This window comes from Arthrobacter sp. efr-133-TYG-118 (assembly GCF_030209755.1).
Classification (GTDB): Bacteria; Actinomycetota; Actinomycetes; order Actinomycetales; family Micrococcaceae; genus Arthrobacter.
In genome coordinates, this window is record NZ_JARVRH010000033.1 from 25,860 (window position 1) to 45,820 (window position 19,961).

The 19,961-nt window shown below is 64.5% G+C and carries 17 protein-coding genes; 3 read left to right on the top strand and 14 right to left on the bottom strand.

Annotation, left to right across the window (positions count from 1 at the left end; genetic code table 11):
• Positions 1-15 precede the first annotated feature (15 nt).
• Together QRN59_RS22030 and QRN59_RS22035 are read right to left on the bottom strand one after the other, a co-directional pair.
• Positions 16-354, bottom strand: a complete 339-nt coding sequence (locus tag QRN59_RS22030; RefSeq protein WP_028264639.1) for a P-II family nitrogen regulator — start codon at positions 352-354, stop codon at positions 16-18.
• Positions 351-1,685, bottom strand: coding sequence for an ammonium transporter (locus tag QRN59_RS22035; RefSeq protein ID WP_284984581.1), 1,335 nt, complete (start codon positions 1,683-1,685; stop codon positions 351-353). Before QRN59_RS22035 ends, QRN59_RS22030 begins: the two co-directional genes overlap by 4 nt.
• 226 nt (positions 1,686-1,911) lie before the next feature.
• Here QRN59_RS22035 and QRN59_RS22040 point away from each other — a divergent pair, with 226 nt between their 5' ends.
• A complete protein-coding gene (locus tag QRN59_RS22040) occupies positions 1,912-3,156 on the top strand; it encodes an MFS transporter (protein WP_284984582.1) in 1,245 nt (414 codons plus the stop codon).
• 66 nt (positions 3,157-3,222) lie between these two features.
• Here the strand turns inward: QRN59_RS22040 and ftsY are convergent, their stop codons facing one another.
• The 9 genes from ftsY to coaD all read right to left on the bottom strand — a co-directional run bounded on the left by ftsY (position 3,223) and on the right by coaD (position 13,850).
• Entirely contained in the window at positions 3,223-4,446 is a 1,224-nt protein-coding gene (ftsY, locus tag QRN59_RS22045; RefSeq protein ID WP_284984583.1) for a signal recognition particle-docking protein FtsY, read from the bottom strand.
• A 20-nt stretch (positions 4,447-4,466) separates the two neighbouring features.
• Positions 4,467-8,060, bottom strand: coding sequence for a chromosome segregation protein SMC (gene smc / locus QRN59_RS22050; protein ID WP_284984584.1), 3,594 nt, complete (start codon positions 8,058-8,060; stop codon positions 4,467-4,469).
• Between the two features lie 98 nt (positions 8,061-8,158).
• A complete protein-coding gene (locus QRN59_RS22055) occupies positions 8,159-9,271 on the bottom strand; it encodes a TolB-like translocation protein (protein WP_350225257.1) in 1,113 nt (370 codons plus the stop codon).
• Complete coding sequence (locus QRN59_RS22060; RefSeq protein WP_284984585.1) at positions 9,268-10,536, bottom strand: MFS transporter; 1,269 nt, start codon at positions 10,534-10,536, stop codon at positions 9,268-9,270. Before QRN59_RS22060 ends, QRN59_RS22055 begins: the two co-directional genes overlap by 4 nt.
• Positions 10,537-10,695: 159 nt before the next feature.
• Positions 10,696-11,676, bottom strand: coding sequence for a bifunctional DNA-formamidopyrimidine glycosylase/DNA-(apurinic or apyrimidinic site) lyase (gene mutM / locus QRN59_RS22065; protein WP_284984586.1), 981 nt, complete (start codon positions 11,674-11,676; stop codon positions 10,696-10,698).
• 6 nt (positions 11,677-11,682) lie between these two features.
• Positions 11,683-12,432, bottom strand: a complete 750-nt coding sequence (gene rnc, locus QRN59_RS22070) for a ribonuclease III (RefSeq protein ID WP_284984587.1) — start codon at positions 12,430-12,432, stop codon at positions 11,683-11,685.
• 22 nt (positions 12,433-12,454) lie between these two features.
• Positions 12,455-12,658: a 50S ribosomal protein L32 gene (gene rpmF, locus QRN59_RS22075; RefSeq protein WP_028264646.1), complete on the bottom strand. Its 204-nt coding sequence runs from the start codon at positions 12,656-12,658 to the stop codon at positions 12,455-12,457.
• A gap of 32 nt (positions 12,659-12,690) precedes the next feature.
• Positions 12,691-13,218 carry a YceD family protein gene (locus QRN59_RS22080; RefSeq protein WP_059387665.1) on the bottom strand — a complete coding sequence of 176 codons (528 nt, stop codon included), beginning with the start codon at positions 13,216-13,218 and terminating at the stop codon, positions 12,691-12,693.
• Positions 13,219-13,364: 146 nt separating this feature from the next.
• Positions 13,365-13,850, bottom strand: coding sequence for a pantetheine-phosphate adenylyltransferase (coaD, locus tag QRN59_RS22085; protein WP_284984588.1), 486 nt, complete (start codon positions 13,848-13,850; stop codon positions 13,365-13,367).
• Positions 13,851-13,896: 46 nt separating this feature from the next.
• Between coaD and QRN59_RS22090 the strand changes: the two genes are divergently transcribed.
• Together QRN59_RS22090 and QRN59_RS22095 are read left to right on the top strand one after the other, a co-directional pair.
• Complete coding sequence (locus QRN59_RS22090; protein ID WP_284984589.1) at positions 13,897-15,186, top strand: aminotransferase class I/II-fold pyridoxal phosphate-dependent enzyme; 1,290 nt, start codon at positions 13,897-13,899, stop codon at positions 15,184-15,186.
• Positions 15,187-15,188: 2 nt separating this feature from the next.
• The gene (locus QRN59_RS22095; RefSeq protein WP_284984590.1) at positions 15,189-15,977 is read left to right on the top strand and encodes a spermidine synthase; all 789 of its coding nucleotides are present in this window, start codon (positions 15,189-15,191) and stop codon (positions 15,975-15,977) included.
• A 45-nt stretch (positions 15,978-16,022) separates the two neighbouring features.
• Here the strand turns inward: QRN59_RS22095 and rsmD are convergent, their stop codons facing one another.
• Genes rsmD through QRN59_RS22110 form a run of 3 tightly spaced genes read right to left on the bottom strand, consistent with a single transcriptional unit; the run spans position 16,023 to position 19,941 of the window.
• Complete coding sequence (gene rsmD, locus QRN59_RS22100; RefSeq protein WP_284984591.1) at positions 16,023-16,589, bottom strand: 16S rRNA (guanine(966)-N(2))-methyltransferase RsmD; 567 nt, start codon at positions 16,587-16,589, stop codon at positions 16,023-16,025.
• Positions 16,590-16,640: 51 nt separating this feature from the next.
• Entirely contained in the window at positions 16,641-18,920 is a 2,280-nt protein-coding gene (locus QRN59_RS22105; RefSeq protein ID WP_284984592.1) for an ATP-dependent DNA helicase RecG, read from the bottom strand.
• Complete coding sequence (locus QRN59_RS22110; protein ID WP_284984618.1) at positions 18,910-19,941, bottom strand: DAK2 domain-containing protein; 1,032 nt, start codon at positions 19,939-19,941, stop codon at positions 18,910-18,912. The genes QRN59_RS22105 and QRN59_RS22110 overlap by 11 nt, the downstream gene beginning before the upstream one ends.
• Between the last annotated feature and the right edge of the window lie 20 nt (positions 19,942-19,961).

Here is a 19,961-nt window from a genome sequence, read left to right on the forward strand (position 1 = left end):
CTTTGCGTTGGTGCCTTAGATGGCGGCTGCGCCTCGTTCGCCCGTGCGCACACGGACGGCTTCGTAGACGTCTACGGTCCAGACTTTGCCGTCACCGGCACGGCCGGTGTTGGAGGAAGCAATCAGGACATCGAGGATGTCGTCTGCCTGCTCGTCCGTGGCCAGGACCTCCACGCGGATCTTGGGGAGCAGGTCCACATTGTACTCAGCCCCGCGGTACACCTCGGTGTAACCGCGCTGCCGGCCGTAGCCGCTGGCCGCGCTGACCGTCAGTCCCTGTACCCCGTATGCTTCGAGCCCCTCGCGGATGGCGTCGAGCTTCTCCGGGCGGACGATCGCCGTGATGAGTTTCATGCCTGGACACTCTCCTTGCCTGATACGGATGCTTCGTCGGCTGATTCGGACGATACCTTGCCCGTGATGAGGTCGTGAAGGGGCTGGAAGCTTCCGCCGTGGCCGCCGACCCCGAACTCGTATGCCGTTTCGGCGTGCAGGCTGAGGTCTGCGCCGGCGATCTCCTGGCGTTCGGAGATGCGGAAGCCCATGAGCTTGTGGATCGGGTAGGCGATGATGAAGGTCATGACGCCGGTGAAGACGATCGAGCAAAGGGCTGCGAGGGACTGTGCAACCAGCTGGGTGGTACCGCCGCCGTAGAACAGGCCGGCTGCACCCTGGGTCGGGGTGGCGAGGAAGCCGATGGCCACCGTGCCGATGATGCCGGACACGAGGTGGACGCCGACGACATCCAGAGAGTCGTCGTAGCCGAGCTTGAACTTCAGGCCGACGGCGAGGGCCGAGGCAACGCCGGCTGCAACACCGAGGGCGATGGCGCCGAGCGGGGAAACGTTGGCACAAGCCGGGGTGATGGCGACCAGACCGGCGACGACACCCGAAGCGGCTCCGAGCGAGGTGGGGTGGCCGTCACGGATGCGCTCCACGATGAGCCAGCCGAGCATGGCCGCTGCCGGAGCAGCGAGGGTGTTGATCCAGATGAGGCCCGCCTGCTCGACGGTTGCTGCTGCACCGGCGTTGAAGCCGAACCAGCCGAACCACAGGATGGCCGCACCGAGCATGACCAGGGGCACGTTGTGGGGGCGGTGGTTCGGGTCCTTGCCGAAGCCCTTGCGGTTGCCGATGATCAGGACGAGGATCAGGCCGGCCACACCAGCGTTGATGTGCACCACGGTGCCACCGGCGAAGTCGATGACCGGAGCGAACGTCTGGCCGAACCAGCCGTCCTTGGAGAAGAGGCCGCCGCCCCACACCATGTAAGCCATGGGTGCGTAAACAAGCGTGGCCCAAATCGGGGTGAAGAGCGTCCATGCCGAGAACTTCGCACGGTCCGCGATGGCACCGGAGATCAGGGCCACGGTGATGATCGCGAAGGTGGCCGCGTAGCCTACCTTGAGGAGGTCAGCGGGATCCGTGAAGTTGTGCAGGCCGAAGTGGCTGAACGGGTTTGCGAAGAGCTGGAAGAAGTTGTCCGTGTTGCTCGTGGACATCGATGCGCCCCACAAGACCCAGACGATGGTCACTGTGCCGATGGCGATGAAGCTCATCATCATCATGTTCAGGGCGGCCTTGGCACGGGTCATGCCGCCATAGAAGAATGCCAGGCCCGGGGTCATGAACAGCACGAAGGCTGACGCGACCAGGAGCCAAACGAGACCAGCGGTGAATTCCATGGTCTACGTCCTCTCTGCTCTTTGTTGCGGACTTTGCCGCCTGTCCCAACGCATTTGCGTTCTATGTAAGAGTTTTGCGGGGCAGTGTTTCACCTGCGAAGGTTTTAGATTGCGGGGCTGTTACAAGAACTTCTCGAACGTAAATGGTGCATATCACCCTTGTTACGGATATGTTTCGTCAGTTCCACTTTCCCGACGTTCCCACTACCCAGAGGACTCCAACACCATGACCGCAAGCCCCAAATCCCCCGCCAATCAAGGGGCGAGGGCCGCGAAGGCTGAAATGCCGAGGGACATCAAGGTGATGTTGGCGGCGGCGTTCCTGATCGCACTGGGTTTTGGCCTCGTGGCGCCCGTGCTCCCCCAGTTCGCCACGACGTTCGACGTCGGGGCGACGGCAGCCGCGGTGATCGTGAGCATTTTCGCCTTCATGCGCCTGGTGTTCGCTCCAGCCGGTGGTGCCCTGATGGGCCGCTTCGGCGAGCGTCCCGTGTACATCGCTGGGTTGCTGATCGTGGCGGCGTCGACCGCGGCGTGCGCCTTCGCCCAGAACTATTGGCAACTGTTGGTTTTCCGGGGGCTTGGCGGAGCTGGTTCCGTGATGTTCACCGTCGCGGCGATGGGCCTGTTGATCAGGCTCGCCCCTCCGGAAAGCCGTGGACGGGTCTCCGGCGCGTACGCCTCCGCCTTCCTGATCGGCAGTGTCCTGGGGCCCGTGGTTGGCGGCCTGTTGGCCGGGTTCGGCCTGCGCGTCCCGTTCCTTGCCTATGCGGCGGCCCTGGTCTTGGCGGCCTTGGTTGTGCGCACGCAGCTCACGGGCAGTTCAAAGGCAGCGAAGCAAGGCGGCGCGGCGGGGCCGTCAATGCACATGAAGGAGGCCCTGGGCGATTCTGCGTACCGGGCCGCACTGTTCTCCAGTTTCAGCAACGGCTGGGCTACCTTTGGCGTGCGCATGGCCACTGTGCCATTGTTCGCGGTGGTTGTCCTGGCCGGAGGATCGGCCTCGGCGGGTTGGGCGCTGGCCGTGTTTGCAGGGGGAAACGCACTGGCGCTGACCTTCTCCGGCCGTATGGCTGACAGTCTCGGCCGCAAGCCCATGATGCTGCTGGGCTTGGTCGTCACCGGGCTGGCCACCGCCACCATCGGGTTGACGGGCAATCTTCCCGCGTTTTTCGCTGCGTCTGCCGCGGCCGGCTTCGGCTCCGGCTTGCTGAACCCGGCCCAGCAGGCCGCCGTCGGGGACATCATCGGTCGTGGCCGCTCCGGTGGCAAGGTGCTGGCGGTCTTCCAGATGGCCTCCGACGCCGGAGCCATCGTGGGCCCCGTCCTGGTCGGTCTCCTGGCCGATGGACTTGGCTACGGCTGGGCGTTCGGCGCAACCGGCGGCATCCTCCTGCTCGCCGCCGTCGGCTGGTCCGCGGCACGCGAGCCGATGCAGCTCGGCCCCGAACGCACCGACACACCCAACTGACTCGCAGTTAATGTCGTTTTCAGGGCCGAAAACGACATTAACTGCTAGTTACTTGGGAGGATGCGGCTAGTTCAGCAAGGCGTCGACGAAAGCTTCGGCTTCGAACGGCGCGAGGTCGTCCGGGCCTTCGCCGAGGCCGACAAGCTTGACCGGCACACCGAGGGCCTTTTGGATCGCGACGACGATCCCGCCCTTCGCGGTGCCGTCGAGCTTCGTTAGTACGATTCCCGTGATGTTGACTACCTCGGAGAAGACCTTGGCCTGGTTCAGGCCGTTCTGGCCGGTGGTCGCATCCAGTACCAGCAGGACTTCGTCCACTTCGGCCAGCTTCTCGATGACGCGCTTGACCTTGCTCAGCTCGTCCATGAGGCCGACCTTGTTTTGCAGGCGCCCCGCGGTGTCGATCATCACGACATCCACTTCCTGCTCAATGCCGGCCTTGACGGCTTCGTAGGCGACAGAAGCCGGGTCCGCGCCGACGACGTGCGACCTCACGGTTGCGACGCCGACACGCTGGCCCCATGTGGCAAGCTGCTCCGCAGCCGCTGCACGGAAGGTGTCGGCTGCGCCCAACAGGACGTCCTTGTCTTCGGCGACGAGAACCCGCGCCAGCTTGCCAACGGTGGTGGTCTTGCCCACCCCGTTGACGCCGACGACGATCATGATGGCGGGGTGGGCTCCCTTGCGTTCCACGTTGAGGCTGCGGTCCATCGTGGGGTCCACGAGCTTGATGAGTTCCTCGCGCAGGAGTGCCTTGACGTCCTCCGGGCTGCGGGTGCCCTGGACCTTTACGCGTGCACGCAAAGCATCGACCAACTGCATGGTGGGCTCGGTGCCGAGGTCGGCAAGGAGCAGTGTTTCTTCGACTTCGTCCCAGACGTTTTCGTCGATCTTGTCGCTCGAAAGCAGGGCCAGGAGCCCCTTGCCGAGAATGCTGTTGGACTTGACCAATCGCGCCCGAAGCCGGTTGAGGCGGCCCTCGACAGGCGCGGGGGTCTCCACCTGGATAAGTTCCAGTCCCGCGGCGTCGTCCGGAACGTCGGTCTCCGGTACGGCAAGGTCGGAGGGTTCGACGACGGGTCCGGGCGACGTGCGGTCCGGTGCGGCCCCGGGGGCGTCGTCGACGATCGTTCCGCCGCCTGCCGGCGCCTTGCCGGCGGGATCGTTGGCGTCGTGCGTTCCAGCGTAAGTCGAGGAGGACTTCCGCGCCTTGAGCAGGACAGGAATCAGCCCTCCGACCACCACGATGGCAGCGACAATGGACAAAATAATGGGGAGGAGATCGTTCACTCCCCTAGCTTCTCACAAAGCTAGACCTCGGCACCGAGCCTCTGGCTGATGACAGTGGACACGCCGTCGCCCCGCATTGTCACTCCGTAGAGGGCGTCCGCAACTTCCATGGTCCGCTTCTGGTGCGTAATGACAATCAGCTGGCTGGACTCGCGCAGCTCTTCGAAAATCGTGATGAGCCTGCCTAGGTTCGTGTCGTCCAGCGCGGCTTCCACTTCATCCATGACATAGAACGGCGAAGGCCGCGCCTTGAAAATCGCCACGAGCAACGCAACAGCCGTCAGCGACCGTTCGCCACCGGAAAGTAAGGACAACCGCTTGATCTTCTTGCCGGCAGGCCTTGCCTCGACCTCGATGCCGGTGGTCAGCATGTCATCGGGGTCGGTCAGCACCAATTTGCCTTCCCCGCCCGGGAAGAGCCGCGCAAAGACGTGGTCGAACTGCTTGGAGGTATCCGCGAAGGCCTCGGCAAAGACCTGCTGGACGCGGTTGTCCACTTCCTTGATGATGTCCAAAAGGTCCTTGCGACTGGACTTGAGGTCTTCCAGCTGCGTGCTCAGGAATTGGTGGCGTTCCTCAAGTGCGGCAAATTCCTCAAGCGCCAAAGGGTTCACTTTGCCAAGGGCTGCGAGGTCCCGTTCGGCTTTGCGGAGCCGCTTCTCCTGCTCGGCGCGGACAAAGGGAACACCCTCGACGATGGTGTTTCCGTCCTCATCCACCGCTGCGCGGAGTTCCGCCCATTTGTCCACTGTAGCGGGGGGCACGGGAACGGGCTGCTCCGGACCGAAGTCGGCCACGAGCTGTTCCGCTGACAGGCCGAGCTCCTCGATGGCGCGCGTTTCCAACGCTTCGATCCTGAGCCTTTGCTGGGCCCGGGCCAGTTCGTCGCGGTGGACAGAATCCGTCAGTCCCGCCAGCTCCTGGGCCAAGGTCCCGTTACTGCTCCGGACATCGCCGAGTTCCTTTTCGCGCTGCTCCCGGACGGCTTCGGCGAGGTCGCGGGCGCGGGCGGCCAGGTCCACTGAAATGTCAACGAAACGCACAGCCTGTTCGACGGCGGAAGCGACGGCGGAGGCCCGCTCGGCTTGCGCTTTGCGGCGCATGGCCCGGCGCGCGGCTTCCTCACGTGCCCGCCGTTCGCTCGCGGCGGCCCGTTCCAGGGAAGTGGCCCGGTTGCTGGTTGCGGCGAGCTGTTCCTCGGCACTCCGCAACCCCAGCCTGACCTCCATCTCACGCGACCGGGCGTCGCTGGCAGCCCTGGCCAAGGCATCGCGGTGCTCCGTGGAAGGCTCTTCCTCCTGGGGGGCTTCTTCTGCCGCGGCCAGCCGTTCCGCTGCAAGCTCAAGGGATTCCTCTGCGACGGCGATGTTCAGTTCGGCCTTGGCCAGGGACTCCGCCATTCGATCACGTTCCGCGACGGCGCTGCGCAACTGGGAATTCAGGTGGCCAAGCCGTTCTGCGACGGCGGCCAGGCGGGCATCCGAGTCGTGGAGTTTGTCCAGCGCCGCGTTCGCCCGTTCCTGGGCATCGGCGCGGCGTGCTTCGGCTCCAGCCAACGCGAACTTTCCCCGCTCAAGACGGGTGGTGAGCTCCAGGAGCCGGGTGTCGGCGTCGTCTACTGCCGCTTGGACCTCAAGGAGCGACGGTGCCGTGGCCGATCCACCGTCCACGGTCAGGGCCCTGAAGACGTCGCCTTCGCGGGTCACCGCAGTGAGCGTCGGGTTGCCGGCAATGAAGCTCGCCGCCGCGTGCAAGTCGTCGACGACGGCGGTGGACGCGAGGATTGTCGTTGCGCCGCTCGCTTCGGGGGCGTCAGTCGCCACCAGCTCGGCAGCCCAGCGCGCGCCGTCAGGCAGCGTCGGCAATTCCTTCAGGCCAAGCTCGGGATCCGCTGAGGATACCGCGCCTGCCACCAAGAGCGAGGCGCGTCCGGCGTCGGCGTCCTTCAACAGCTGCATCGCGGCGACGGCCCCGGCGCTGTCCGCCACCACGACGGCGTCGGAGGCGCTGCCAAGTGCTGCGGCTACGGCAGTCTCATACCCGGGCTCCACCGTCAGGAGGGAAGCCAGCGAACCGAGGACTCCGGGGTGGTCCGAGGACAGAAGCCGCGACGAGCCATCCTTGCGATTGAGTCCAAGCTGCAAAGCATCGCGGCGGGCAGCAAGCGCATCGCGTTCGCGGACTTGATCGCGTTCGGCAGCTTTCAGCGCTTCGATCTCGGCGTTGATCTCGTCAAGAAGGGCGCAGGCGTCCTCGTATTCGGCGTCGAGGCTTTCTTCGCCGTCTTCGACGCCGGCCACTTGTGACTCGAGGGCCGTAAACTCACTTTGTCCGTGCCGACGGCGTTCCTCGCCAGCCGTCAGCGAATCCCTGAGCCTGCCCCGCTCAGCCTCGGCCGCCTCGGCCCGGGAGCGTGCGGCAGCCAATTGACCTACGAGTTTCGCGAGGCCCTCACGGCGATCGGCTGCCGCCCGCAACACGGCCGTCAGGCGTTTGTCCTCGGCCGCGGCCAGGTTCTCGGCTTCCTGTTTGGCCGCCGTGGACTCGAGTAGCGCGGCTTGCTTTGCCAGGATGTCGTGCTCGAGCTCCGACTGTTCCTGCCGGACCCGGGCGGCCTGCCGGTCCAGGTGGTCCGGGTCCCGGCCCGAATCCGGGGCAGCATCGGAGGCGCCAAGGAGACGGCGGCGCTCGGTCGCGAGCGATCCCAGGGCGCGAAGCCGGTCCCTGGTTGCCGACAGCTGGTACCAGTTGTCCCTGGCGGCATTGAGCCTGGGTGTGGCCTCAGCTGCGAGTTGCTCGAGTCGGATCTGGCGTTGGCGGCCGGCGCCGAGCTCGGCTTCAACTACCTCGCGGCGCTCTTTCAACGCCGCTTCGTCGGCGACGTCCTTCTGCAACGCCCGGGTGAGCTGGACGAGATCATCGGCCAACAGCCTGGACTTGGCGTCACGGACGTCGAACTGCACGGTCTGGGCGCGGCGGGCGACTTCGGCCTGTTTGCCCAGCGGCGTGAGTTGACGGCGGATTTCCGCCGTCAGGTCGCCAAGGCGTTGCAGGTTCGCCTGCATGGCTTCCAGCTTGCGGACAGTCTTTTCCTTGCGACGCCGGTGCTTGAGGATGCCTGCGGCTTCTTCGATGAATCCCCTGCGGTCCTCGGGCGTCGCGTGCAGGACACGGTCCAACTGCCCCTGCCCCACGATCACATGCATCTCCCGGCCAAGGCCTGAATCCGAGAGCAGTTCCTGGATGTCCAGGAGGCGGCATGGCGAGCCGTTGATGGCATACTCGGATCCGCCGGTCCGGAACAGCGTGCGGGAAATGGTGACTTCGCTGTATTCAATCGGCAGGGCGCCGTCGGCGTTGTCGATCGTCAGGGCAACGTGTGCGCGGCCCAGAGGGGGCCGCCCCGATGTGCCGGCGAAGATGACGTCTTCCATTTTGCCGCCGCGCAGGGTCTTTGCACCTTGTTCGCCCATGACCCAGGCCAGCGCGTCAACAACATTGGACTTGCCCGAACCGTTGGGGCCGACAACTGCGGTGACACCCGGCTCGAAGTCGAACGTCGTGGCCGACGCGAACGACTTGAATCCCCGGACAGTCAAACTTTTCAGATGCAAGGTGTTTCGGTTCTCTTTCAATGGCGGCAGCGGCTGCTTTACGGCCTAAATCTACCGCTCTCCCGCCGAATGGCCCGGATTGGCTGCGGCTGGGCGTACTACCGGACAACTGACGGAGACCATGCATGCTCAATGAAGAGGGCAGGCGGCGCGGACGCGTCGGTCCTGATCGACCAGATGTCGCTGTCGGCTTCAGAGCCGTTACGCGGCAGACCGTACAGCAGGGTGGAGTTATCCAGCCACTCAATCTGGTCGTCGATGCTCTGCTGCTCGGACAGCACGGTCTCCTTGCCGCTGGCGAGGTCCAGGACGGCGATACGGCGGTGGCCGGTCAGGGACCCGGTGTCACTCTTCTTGTAGGCGATGCGGGTGCCGTCCGGGGATACGGAGGGGCATTCAATCCCAGCGCGGACCACAGTGAGCGTCCGCCCGGCGATGCTCCCCTTTACCAGCCAGATTTTGCCCTGGGAAGAGGCCGTTGCATAGAAAACATCGGGCTGCCCGGGAACGAAGGTGACGCCCCAGATGTTCCTGTCGGTGGCCTTGATCCTGTTTCCGTCCAGGATCAGGGCGAAGCCTTCGAGGTTTCCGCTGACCGGCCCGGCCTGGTCCCGGATGACAGTTTCCGTTGAGAATCCGGCTGCGGAGTATGAGTGGCCGGACACGAAAACGGTGGAGGCCATCAGCGAACCGTCGGCATTCGTCCGTGCCCTGCTGGGGATCCCTGGAAGAGGCCAGCTGGACGTCTGCTTCCAGCGGCTGTCGTACACCGTGGCTTGGAAGTTTGTAGCCAGCTCGTGTTTCGTCTGCAGGCAGAACGCCATCTCGGCCGTGCCATAGACCCGGTCACAGGCTATTCCGCTCAGTGCCCGCGGGCCACCCGGATCCGTCAAAGGTACTGTCGCAGCCTCGCCGAAGCCTTGGCCCGGGGCAGTGTTGCGGAAGAGAACGAAGGGTGCCACTGGCAAGGCCTCGGACGTGGTGACTTCAACAGGCGGCGGCGCGGCTAGGCTGTCCTTGGCACCCTGGAATTCCAGCGCCGCATATATTCCAGCCGCCGCGATGGCCGTCACCGTGATGACAAGCAGCGTTATGACGCGCTGCCTGCTGATCATCAACCGTTGCCCGGTTGATCCGCCGGTCCGTTCATGAGTGGTGGGCGGGATTGCCGCCCCGCGCGTTGCAGCCGTCTTCCGGCTGCGCGACGTCATGCGCGGGCCGCCGGTTTCCGCGACGTGCCCATGAGCATGGCCGTGGCCGCCAGCACCGCAGCCAACACGACGGCGGCTGTCAGCATGGCAGCTGACGCTCCGATAGCGAACCAGAGGATCCCGAAACCCGCTGACGCCGCCATCCGGCATAGAGCGACGACGGTCTGGGCGGCGCCGATGCTTGTGGCGACCTTCTCCGGCCTGACCAACCGGCTGGAGAGCGCTGCCAGCACGCCATCGGTGGCGGCGTAGAACAGCCCCAACAGCATCAGGCAGGCCGCCGTGACACCGATCCCTCCAAAGGGGGCCGCAGCCAGCACATAGCAGGCCAGCAGGGCAAGGTGGCCTCCGAGGAACACCCGGACCCGGCCCCAGCGATCTGCAAGCCGCCCCATCGGAACCGCCAGGACGAGGTAGAAGATATTCGTTCCCACATAGAGCAGCGGGAACCATTGCACGGCGAACGAGTCCCGGTCCTGCAGGACCAGGTAGATAAATCCGTCCCCAACTGTCAGCAGGGCCAACAGCCCGGCCGTCACAAGCAGCCTCGTGAGTCCGGGTTCCTTCAGCTGGCTCCATCTAAAGGCATGACGTGCGCCTGTCCGCGCCCCTGCCGCGCGCGGCGTCCTCCGGTCCGGCACCACCAAGACCAACACGGCTACGCCGATCACCGCGAACGCCACTGACACCACAAAGACCGTGCCGAACCCGTTCGGGATCAGCAGGAGGACCAGGAACGCCAGCAACGGCCCTGCTGCGGCGCCTATGTTGTCCAGCATCCGGTGCACGCCGAAAGATCTGGCCAGATGTTCCGGCTGGGCTTCTGCCGAGATCAGGGCATCTCGCGGTGCTGTGCGGATGCCCTTGCCGATGCGGTCACCGGCGACGATCCCGATGAGCGACCAGAATCCGCCAACGAACAGGAGCCCAATCCGTGCCAGCATGGACAGCCCATAGCCGGCCATGGCCACCCGCTTCGGGTGCCCGGTACGGTCGGATGCCCAGCCGGCAGCAATTCGCACAATGGCGCTGGCGCCCTGGTTGAGCCCGTCAATGAACCCGTAAGCGATGGTCGAGAGGCCCATGAAACCCGTGACGTACAGGGGGAGGATGGCCGAGACGGACTCGGAGGAAACATCGGTGGCCATGCTGACGATTCCGAGCCAGAGGATGACAGGCGACAACCGGAAGGCGACCCCCGAACCAGCCGCCAGTTCGGCGCCTGCTGTGGCGGGGTCCGTTTTGCCGCCGGTGCGGTCAGCCATCGAGATGTACACAGGCGGCCCGTTCTCTCGTCTCCTAACCCGTGGCGTCCGGCGATCCAGACAGCCCAGGCTCCCATGGCGGCAGTCTGTCACCGGGAGGGAGGAATTGAGTAGCGTAGTACTACCTGTTTTGCGTGCCCGTCCAGGATTTCCGGGCTGCTACCAGCGGCCGTTGCGCGGCTTCGGCTGGCAGATAGGGCAACTGTACGAGGAGCGGTTCATGAATTGCTCGCGTTTGATCACACCCGGAAGTCCAACAGCGGAACAACGCCTGCACGGCTCGCCCGCCCGGCCATAGGCATCCAAGGACCGGGCAAAGTATCCCGAAGCTCCGTTGACATTGACGTAAAGCGAATCAAAGCTCGTCCCGCCGGCCGCGAGGGCGTCGCTCATGACTTCCTTCGCGGCATCGACGACCCTCAGCGCGTCGGCCCGCTTAAGGGTGTCTGTCGGCTTGGCATAGTGGAGCCTGGCCCGCCAGAGGGCTTCATCGGCGTAGATGTTGCCTATCCCGGAAATAACACCCTGATCCAACAAGGCACGCTTGAGCCCTGTTTTCCGGGCCTTGACCTTACGGTAGAACGCGTCAAAGGAAAAGTGCGGATCCAAGGGATCGCGGGCGATGTGCGAAGCTTCTTCGGCAATTTCCGGAAGGGGCGTCTCGCCCTGGCCGCCGGGACCGCCGTCGGACGTCGGTACAAGGGACGTGACAAAAAGTCCGCCGAAGATCCGCTGGTCCACAAACCGCAACTCCTCGGGCATGCCGTCGGAACTGCTGAGGCGGAGACGGACTTTGAGGTGCTTCTCATCGGGAACCCGGGGGTCCTGCATGAGGAGCTGCCCGCTCATGCCGAGGTGCGCCATCAGCGCGACGCCGGGCATCGCCTCGACCGGCATCGCTTCTCCTGTGCCGCCCGCGCCGCGGGGTTCCTCGGTCAGCAGGGGCATCCACAGGAACTTACCCCGGCGGACCACATCCAAAACCGTGGAGTTCTCAAGGTTGCCGATAAAGTCTTCCGTGCCCAACGCGTGGCGGCGGATGGAACGGGGGTCAAGGACGTCCACGGACGTAATGGTCCGGCCGCGCACCCAACGTGCCAGGCCGCGGCGGACCACTTCGACTTCGGGCAGTTCCGGCATGTGGAATCAGGCGCTGTGCGCAGGATCAGCTGGAGAGTCGGCTTTGCTGTTCAGCGTAACCTTGCTGTTCAGTGTGACTTTGCTGTTAAGGGTGCGCCACGCATCCGCGGCGGCTTCCTGCTCGGCTTCCTTTTTGGAGTGGCCCGTGCCTTTGCCGTAGGCGGTGCCGCCGATCTGGAGCACTGCCTCAAAGCTGCGCGCGTGGTCCGGACCGGAGCCTTCGACGGCATAGTAGATGGACCCGAGCTGCCGGCTCGCGGCAAGCTCCTGCATGCTGGTCTTCCAGTCGGTGCCGGCCCCGAGGGCTGCGGCGTCCTTGAGCAAGGGACCAACGAGCCGCATGACGAGCTGCCGGGCGGTCTCAATGTCGTTGGAAAGGTAAGTGGCACCAATGAGCGCTTCCATGGTGTCCGCGAGAATTGAAGACTTGTTCTTACCGTCGGTGAGCCTTTCGCCCTGCCCGAGGTAGATGAATTCGCCGATGCCGAGATCCCGGCCGATACCTGCCAAGGCGCGGGTGCTGACGACGGCGGACCGTCGCTTGGCGAGTTCGCCTTCCGGCAGTGCCGGGTTGTCGCGGTACAGCGAATCGGTCACGGAAAAGCCCAGAATGGAGTCGCCCAGGAATTCGAGGCGCTCGTTGGTGGGAATCCCGCCATTTTCATACGCGTATGAACGATGTGTCAGAGCAAGACGAAGCGTCTCGGCGTCAATGGAGACACCGAGACGCTTCAGAAGCTCTTCAGTTGAAGACATCCTTGTCAGCCTTGTGGCGGATTTAGACGTCTGCGACCTTGCGGCCCTTGTATTCAAGGAACAGCGCAGTCCCGGCAGAGTCGGTGACGACCTTTGCCTGGTGCGGCAGGCTGTAAACAACCTGTCCGTTTTCGATGGTCTTGACCAAGTTGGGGGCAGTTGCCTTCCACTGGGCACGGCGGGCGCGTGTATTTGCGCGAGACATTTTCCGCTTGGGAACAGCCACGGCTATCTCATTTCTCTTTTAGTCAGCACTTACTAATCAGTTTGCCGGTCGGTCTTAGCCAGTTCAGCTAGGGCAGCCCAGCGAGGATCGAGGTCCTCGTGGTGGTGCCCCGGCTCGTCTTCCAGACGCACTCCGCATATTGAGCAGAGGCCCTGGCAGTCTTCCCGGCACACCGGCTGGAACGGCAGCATGGTTACAACCGCGTCCCGCAACACCGGTTCAAGATCGATTAGATCGTGCTCGACTCGACGTTGCTCTTCATCGTCTTCTTCGTCCGAAAGCTCGACGCCCTCATAGAAGAAAAGTTCTTGCACATTGACCTCAAGGTCATACGCAAGGGGATCCAGGCATCGTCCGCATTCGCCCTTGACTTCAGCGAATACGGTTCCAGATACCAGAATTCCTTCGTGTACGGCCTCAAGCCTCAGGTCGAGCTCGATATCCGAGCCTTCCTGAACGCCAATGAGTGCCACGCCAAGGTCACTTGGCGCGGGTACATGTTCCGTGAGCGTCCGCATGCTGCCTGGACTACGTCCGAGGTCCTTGACGTCCAGCGTCAAAGGCGAACTTGCATCTCGCTTAATGAGAACTCCTGTAGAACATATGACCGACGTACCATCTTAGCCTGAACGCGCGAGCGGACTCAAACCGGGTCAATTACAACGCGTTCTGCCCGAGGTACCGATCCAGCTTACCCGTTGCGGGACTACTCCGCTGCCGACCCGCCAGCGAGGAGCCTTTTGAGCACCGATTTAGGCACGAAATCGGAAACATCGCCGCCCAGGAGGGAGATTTCCTTGATGAGCGTGGAGGACAAATGCAGGTAATGGGCCTCCGCCGGAAGAAAGACAGTCTCGACTCCGGACAATTGGCGGTTCATGGTGGCCATGGGAAGCTCGTAGTCAAAATCCGAGGACGAGCGCAAGCCCTTGACGATCGCCGAAATTCCCCTGTGCCTGCAATATTCGGCCAGCAGTCCTTCGCCCATGGGTTCCACGATGATGCCCCGCAAGGAAGCAAGGGTCTGCCGAGCCATGTCCATGCGTTCTTCCAGGCTGAAACGGTACTTCTTCGCGTAGTTGGTGGACACCGCGACGACGACTTCATCGAACAAGCCGGCGGCCCTGGCGATGACTTCCAGATGTCCGTTGTGGATAGGGTCGAAGGAGCCAGGGCACACTGCGCGTCTCATGGTTCGAACCTACCGCATCCCGGGCGGCAGGCACTATGGCGATACCATGACTGAAACGGCGGGCCGGACGAGCCGGAAGCCAACACCCCAGGAAGGCAGCCCCACAGTGACGAGCCCGGCCTCTCTCAGCGAGAACACGTCCGTCGCCCCTTGGCAACGAGCCGCCAGCGGAGCCAACCTGCTTTCGGCCGACGGCAGCCTCGGAGTGACCATCTTCGAAGAGATGACCACCTTGGCAATATCCACCGGCGCCATCAATCTGGGCCAAGGATTCCCGGACGAGGACGGGCCGGCGGAAATCAAGGCGGCAGCACAGGCAGCCATTACGGCGGGAGCCAACCAGTACGCACCAGGCAAAGGCATCCCTGAACTTCGCGAGGCGATCGCCGAACACCAGGAACGATTCTACGGACTGACCCCGGACCCGCAGACCGAGGTCATCGTGACCACCGGGGCGACTGAAGCCATCGCCGCCTCATTGCTCGCATTCATCGAACCCGGCGACGAGGTGCTGACCTTCGAGCCCTTCTATGACTCTTATGGCGCCATCATCGGACTCGCCGGGGCCAAGCATGTGACCGCTCCCCTGCTGGCGCCGGACTTCCTTCCGGACGTGGATGCCATGGAATCGGCATTCAGTGAGCGCACCAAGGTTGTGCTCCTCAACAACCCGCACAATCCCACGGGCGCGGTCTTCCCGCGCGAGGTGCTGGAACGCGTCGTCGAGCTCGCCCGGAAATACGATGCCGTGATCCTCAGCGATGAAGTCTACGAGCACCTCACCTTCGGCGTGCAGCACCTTCCGGTCGCCAGCATCCCCGGAGCGGCCGAACGAAGTGTCACGATTTCCTCGGCCGGCAAGACGTTCTCGTTCACCGGCTGGAAGATCGGCTGGCTCAGCGGACCGGCCCACCTTGTGGCGGCGATCCGCACCGTCAAACAATTCCTCAGCTACAGTTCCGGCACCCCTTTCCAAAGTGCGATTGCCGTAGGTCTTGCCCTACCTGATGAGTTCTACACCGGCATTGCGTCCACTCTCCAGCACAAGCGGGACATCCTGGCCGAGGGACTGCGGGCCGCCGGCTTCGGCGTCTACACGCCGCAGGGAACATACTTCATCAACGTCGACACGGCGCCCCTCGGCATCCGCGACTCCGTGGACTTGGCACGAAGGCTGCCGGGGCTCGTAGGGGTGGCTGCCATCCCTGTTCCCGTGTTTTGCCACCCGGAGGGCGCGGCGAGGACGCGAAGCCTTCTCCGATTCGCGTTCTGCAAGAAGACCGAAGTACTGGAGGAAGCGGCCGCGAGGCTGGCCACCTTGAGGGACAAGCTCTGACTGTGTCAACCGGGAAAAATCACGAGGGACGGCGTTTCCTGCGGACCACCGGCCAACATGCCGCGATCGAAGCCGACACGCTGATTGACGGCGCCTACATCATGCGCATCGGCGACGCCGAGCAATCCCACGTCAATCTCGCAGAACCCGCGGAAATCTTCTACGAGTACCTGCGCAGGATCGGCAATGTGGTGGATCTGCTCGCGCCAGGCGGGCAAGCCATCACTGCCCTTCATCTCGGCGCGGGGGCCTTGACCCTGGCCCGCTACATCGAGGCGACGAGGCCCGGTTCGGAACAGCACGCCGTCGAACTCGAACGTGAATTGCTCGACTTCGTGCTGCAGAAGTTGCCCATGCCGGACGGCACCCGCTTGGAGACGCATATCGGCGACGCACGCGAAACCCTCGCCGAGCTGCCCGCGGAACTCGGGTTCGACGTCGTGATCCTGGACATCTTCTCCGGTCCCGAGGCTCCGGCGCATATTGCCTGCCAGGAGTTCTATGAAGAGGCCGCGGCGCGGCTCCGGCCGGATGGGGTGCTCATCGTCAATGTCGGGGACGAGGCAGCCCTGACGCTGGTGCGCAGCCAGGTCGCCGCGATGCGCCGGGCGATGCCCGACGTTGCGGCCTACGCCGAGGCCGGGATGTTCGCCGGCCGGTACCCCGGCAACATCATCCTGGCAGGGACGCGCCGGCCGTGGACGGCCGATTGGACGGCGGAACTCCTCGCCCGTGGGCCGCACCCCGCGGCGGTGCTGAGCGGAGTGGAGCTGGACCGGCTTTCGGGCTAGCGCCGGATTTTTCGGGCTAGCGCCGGATCTCCGGCCAGGGATCCGCTAGACGGGTTCGGCGAACCAGAGCTTGGTTTCGCCGTACTTCTTGTCGGCAAACCGTTCGAGGGTGTCCGGCCAGTCCGGTTCGGGGGACCGTGAGGAACGCTCGACGACGACCACCGCGCCTTCATCCAGGTGGAAGGCGAGCTTGGCGAGGACAGCCTTGAGGGAAGGCTCATCCAAAGGATAGGGCGGATCCAGGAACACCAGGTCCCAGAGGACGTCATCCGCCGCGCGTTCCAGGAAGGACTCCACTTTGGAACGATGGACGGAGACAATCCTGCGTCCCAGCACCTGGTTGGCCATGTCCGCGTTTCGCTGGCAGACCTCGGAGGCGCGTGCATCGGATTCCACGAGTTCGGCCGAGCGCGCGCCCCGGCTGGCACTTTCGATGCCGAGCGACCCCGAACCCGCATAAAGATCCAGGACCCGGGCGTCGTCGATGGCGTCGAGGGCCTCGAGCCGCGAGAACAAGGCCTCCTTGACGCGGTCCGTCGTGGGCCTCGTGGCGTTTCCGGGAACGCTGACCAGCGGATTGCCGCCGACCACGCCGGCAATGATCCGACTCACCGGCCAACTCCGGGGGCGGCGCCCACAGGCGTGCCTTCAGGCATGGATTCCTCAGCCGCGTTCAAGGAACGCCTCCTTTTCGGGGTTTAGATATTCGTCAATCGCGGCGGCCAGGGCCTGTTGGCCTTCCAACCCGGGATCGTCCGCGACGAGCCGCTGGGCATCGGTGCGGGCGCGCGCGATCACGTCCTCATGTTCCAGGACCCGCAACAGCTTAAGGGTGGAACGCCCACCGGATTGCGAGGCGCCCAGGATATCGCCTTCGCGGCGCAGCTTGAGGTCTTCCTGGGAAAGCTCGAAGCCGTCGGTAGTGGACGCCACGGCATCGAGGCGCCTGCGGCTCGGATGGCCGGGCTCGAGCGTCGTGACCAGCAGGCACGTGCCTGGAAGACCGCCGCGGCCCACCCTCCCGCGCAACTGGTGGAGTTGCGAAATGCCGAAGCGGTCAGCATCAAGGATCACCATCAGCGTGGCATTATGGACATCCACCCCCACCTCGATGACTGTCGTGGACACCAGCAGCTGGGTCTGGTTGGCGGTGAACGAGGCCATGGTTTCGGACTTGAGTGCCGGATCCTGCCGTCCGTGGAGGGGCTCCACCCGCACGCCGCGGAGGGCCGGCTCCTGGCTGAGCGTTTCGACGACGGCGGTCACCGAAGCAAGCTCCCTCGCGGGGCCCTCCTCCGAAAGTTCGGCGTCGCCTGGTTCCGCTTCGCCCGGGCTGAAGTCGCCGTCGTCGTCGTCTCCGATCTTGGGACACACGACGTACACCTGGTGGCCGGCGTCGATCTCTTCCCGCGAGCGTTTCCAGATCCGGCCCGCCCAGCCCGGGTTTTCCGCGAGCCCGACGACGTGGGTGGAGATGGGCGCCCGGCCCGCAGGGAGTTCGTCCAGCACCGACGTTTCGAGGTCGCCGAAGACCGTCATGGCAACAGTGCGCGGAATCGGTGTGGCGGTCATCACCAGCAGGTGGGGCGGTCGGTTGGCTTTGGCACGGAGGGCGTCGCGCTGTTCCACCCCAAAGCGATGTTGCTCGTCCACCACGATCAGGCCGAGGTCCTGGAACGAGGTCTTGTCACTCAGCAGCGCGTGGGTGCCGATCACAATGCCTGCATTGCCCGAGGCCGCGTCCAGCATGGCTTGCTTGCGGGCAGCAGTCGGCATGGAGCCTGTCAGCAAGGCGACCTGGACCGATCCGGGGCCACTCCCGGGGTCACTGTCCAACAATCCGGCCCCGCCCAGCATCCCGGCGCCTCCGAACAAACCGTCGCGGGCAAGCGGGCCCAGGGTCCTCCGGATGGAATCGAAGTGCTGTGCCGCGAGGACCTCCGTCGGGGCAAGCAGTGCCGCCTGCCCGCCGGCATCCACCACTTGCAGCATGGCCCGCAAGGCAACGATCGTTTTTCCGGAACCAACTTCGCCCTGCAGCAGGCGGTTCATCGGCGAGTCCTGTGCCAGCTCGTGGGAAAGCGTCTTTCCGACCGCGGCCTGGCCGGCAGTCAGCACGAACGGCAGCTGCCGGTCGAAGGCAGCAAGGAGGCCTTCGGGCACTGGCCGACGAGCGGTGGCCTCTTCGGCAGCCAGCTGGGCCCGGCGCCGCGCCAGCGCAGTTTGCAGAACCAGTGCTTCCTGGTAGCGGAACCGGTCACGGGCACGCTGCCAGTCTGCCGCCGTTTCGGGCGAATGGATCAGCCGGTACGCTTCCCCTACCCCCAGGAACTTCTCCCGGGACGCGATTTCGGCAGGGAGCGGATCCTCGATGCTGTCCACATCGATGGTGTCCAGGAGCGTGGTGATGACCTTGTGGATGGACCAACTGGTGAGCTTAGCTGTGGCCGGATACACGGGAATGGGCATGGCCGCCAGCTTTTCCGGATCGACGGAACCGGCCAATTCCGGGTCCTCGTCCAGCAGCATGAAGTCCGGGTTGGTCATGCCCAAGGATCCACCGTAGCGGCTGACCTTGCCGGAGAACATCACACGGCGCCCGGGCTGAAGTTCAGCGCGGGCACGGAAGCCGTTGAAGAAACTGATTTTCAGGGTTCCGGGAATCTGCTCACCGCTGGCCTCGTCCGTGACCACGACGTCGGTCAGCGATCCCCGCCTTGCACGCATTTGCCGGGTTGAATTGGACAGGACCCTGGCGATGAGGGTGGCCTCTTCATCCAACGGCAGTTTGCTGATGGGCGTGAGCTCCCCACGGCTCAGGTAACGGCGGGGAAAGTAGTTCAGGAGCTCCCCGACAGTGTCCAGGCCAAGGTGCTTCTCGATGACGGACGCGGAGCGCTTGCCGATCCTCCGCTCGAGGGGAAGGTGAAGCTCAGTATTCATGCCCGTGCTGGCCTGCCGGAAGGCCTGGGTCCCGCGGCATCGAGAGCTGGCTGACGGAGATGTCGGTGGGGTCGCCGAGTGAGCGGATAACGGCCACGGCGGGTTCAGCTTCCGGAACGTGGACGTGCACGCGCCACCGGTAGCTGGCTTCTGCGGCGTCCTCGTCGTCATCGTCGTCCCCGGCGTCATTCCGCCCCACGGGGCTCGCGCTGCCCACCTGGCTCATGATGACGGAGTCGCCGAGTTCGTCCAAGCGCTGACGGAGCGTGGCAGCGGCCAGCGGTGAAAGGCTGATGGTGCACATGACCTCGACGCCGTCGTCGTCAGGCATTCCCGCATGGATGTGCGGATCCTGCAGGTCGTAGCCGTGGAGCCCGTCCAGGAGCTCATCCTGGAGTTCTTCGCCGAGCACAGCCGAACGAAGGCAGTCGAGGATCAACAACATGCCCACCCCGCCCGCGTCCACCACATGGGCGGCGTGTAGCGGAGCGAGTTGGTCCTCGGTTCGCACTACTGCATCCAGCGCGGCATTGACGGCGGCATCAAGGGCCAGTCCCAGCGCCTGGTTGCTGTCATCGCCGTTGTGAGCAGTATCGCAATCGCCCGCTGCCCTGGCGGCGGCTTCGAGAACGGAAAGCATGGTGCCCGGTACCGGCTCGCTCAAGGCCGACCAAGCCCGGATCTGGGCCCGGTTGAGGGCGGCTGCCAGCAGGGGCGCACTGAGGCGCGTGTGCCCGGCCAGCGGCTCAGCCAATGCGCACAAGAAGACAGCGAAGAGTGTTCCGGAGTTACCCCGGGCCTGCTCCATGGCCGCCCGTCCTGCCGCGGCCAGAACGGCGCCGACGTCGTTTACCGGCTCGTCCGAAGCCGAACGATCGGCGAATGCTGCCGCAGCGGCGCGGACAGTGAGGTAGAGGTTTGTGCCGGTGTCGCCATCTGCCACCGGGAAGATGTTGATGGCGTTGAGACGGTCACTGTGGTTCCCGAGCGTCGTCTCCGCTTTGCCCAGCCACCGCTTCATGGCGTGCGTATTGGCGGCAA

Excerpts from the sequence above, each read along its gene's own strand:
- QRN59_RS22030 (WP_028264639.1), bottom strand. The coding sequence starts at position 354 with ATGAAACTCATCACGGCGATCGTCCGCCCGGAGAAGCTCGACGCCATC.
- QRN59_RS22035 (WP_284984581.1), bottom strand. The coding sequence starts at position 1,685 with ATGGAATTCACCGCTGGTCTCGTTTGGCTCCTGGTCGCGTCAGCCTTC.
- QRN59_RS22040 (WP_284984582.1), top strand. The coding sequence starts at position 1,912 with ATGACCGCAAGCCCCAAATCCCCCGCCAATCAAGGGGCGAGGGCCGCG.
- QRN59_RS22055 (WP_350225257.1), bottom strand. The coding sequence starts at position 9,271 with ATGACGTCGCGCAGCCGGAAGACGGCTGCAACGCGCGGGGCGGCAATC.
- QRN59_RS22060 (WP_284984585.1), bottom strand. The coding sequence starts at position 10,536 with ATGGCTGACCGCACCGGCGGCAAAACGGACCCCGCCACAGCAGGCGCC.
- mutM (WP_284984586.1), bottom strand. The coding sequence starts at position 11,676 with ATGCCGGAACTGCCCGAAGTCGAAGTGGTCCGCCGCGGCCTGGCACGT.
- rnc (WP_284984587.1), bottom strand. The coding sequence starts at position 12,432 with ATGTCTTCAACTGAAGAGCTTCTGAAGCGTCTCGGTGTCTCCATTGAC.
- coaD (WP_284984588.1), bottom strand. The coding sequence starts at position 13,850 with ATGAGACGCGCAGTGTGCCCTGGCTCCTTCGACCCTATCCACAACGGA.
- QRN59_RS22090 (WP_284984589.1), top strand. The coding sequence starts at position 13,897 with ATGACTGAAACGGCGGGCCGGACGAGCCGGAAGCCAACACCCCAGGAA.
- QRN59_RS22105 (WP_284984592.1), bottom strand. The coding sequence starts at position 18,920 with ATGAATACTGAGCTTCACCTTCCCCTCGAGCGGAGGATCGGCAAGCGC.
- QRN59_RS22110 (WP_284984618.1), bottom strand. The coding sequence starts at position 19,941 with ATGAAGCGGTGGCTGGGCAAAGCGGAGACGACGCTCGGGAACCACAGT.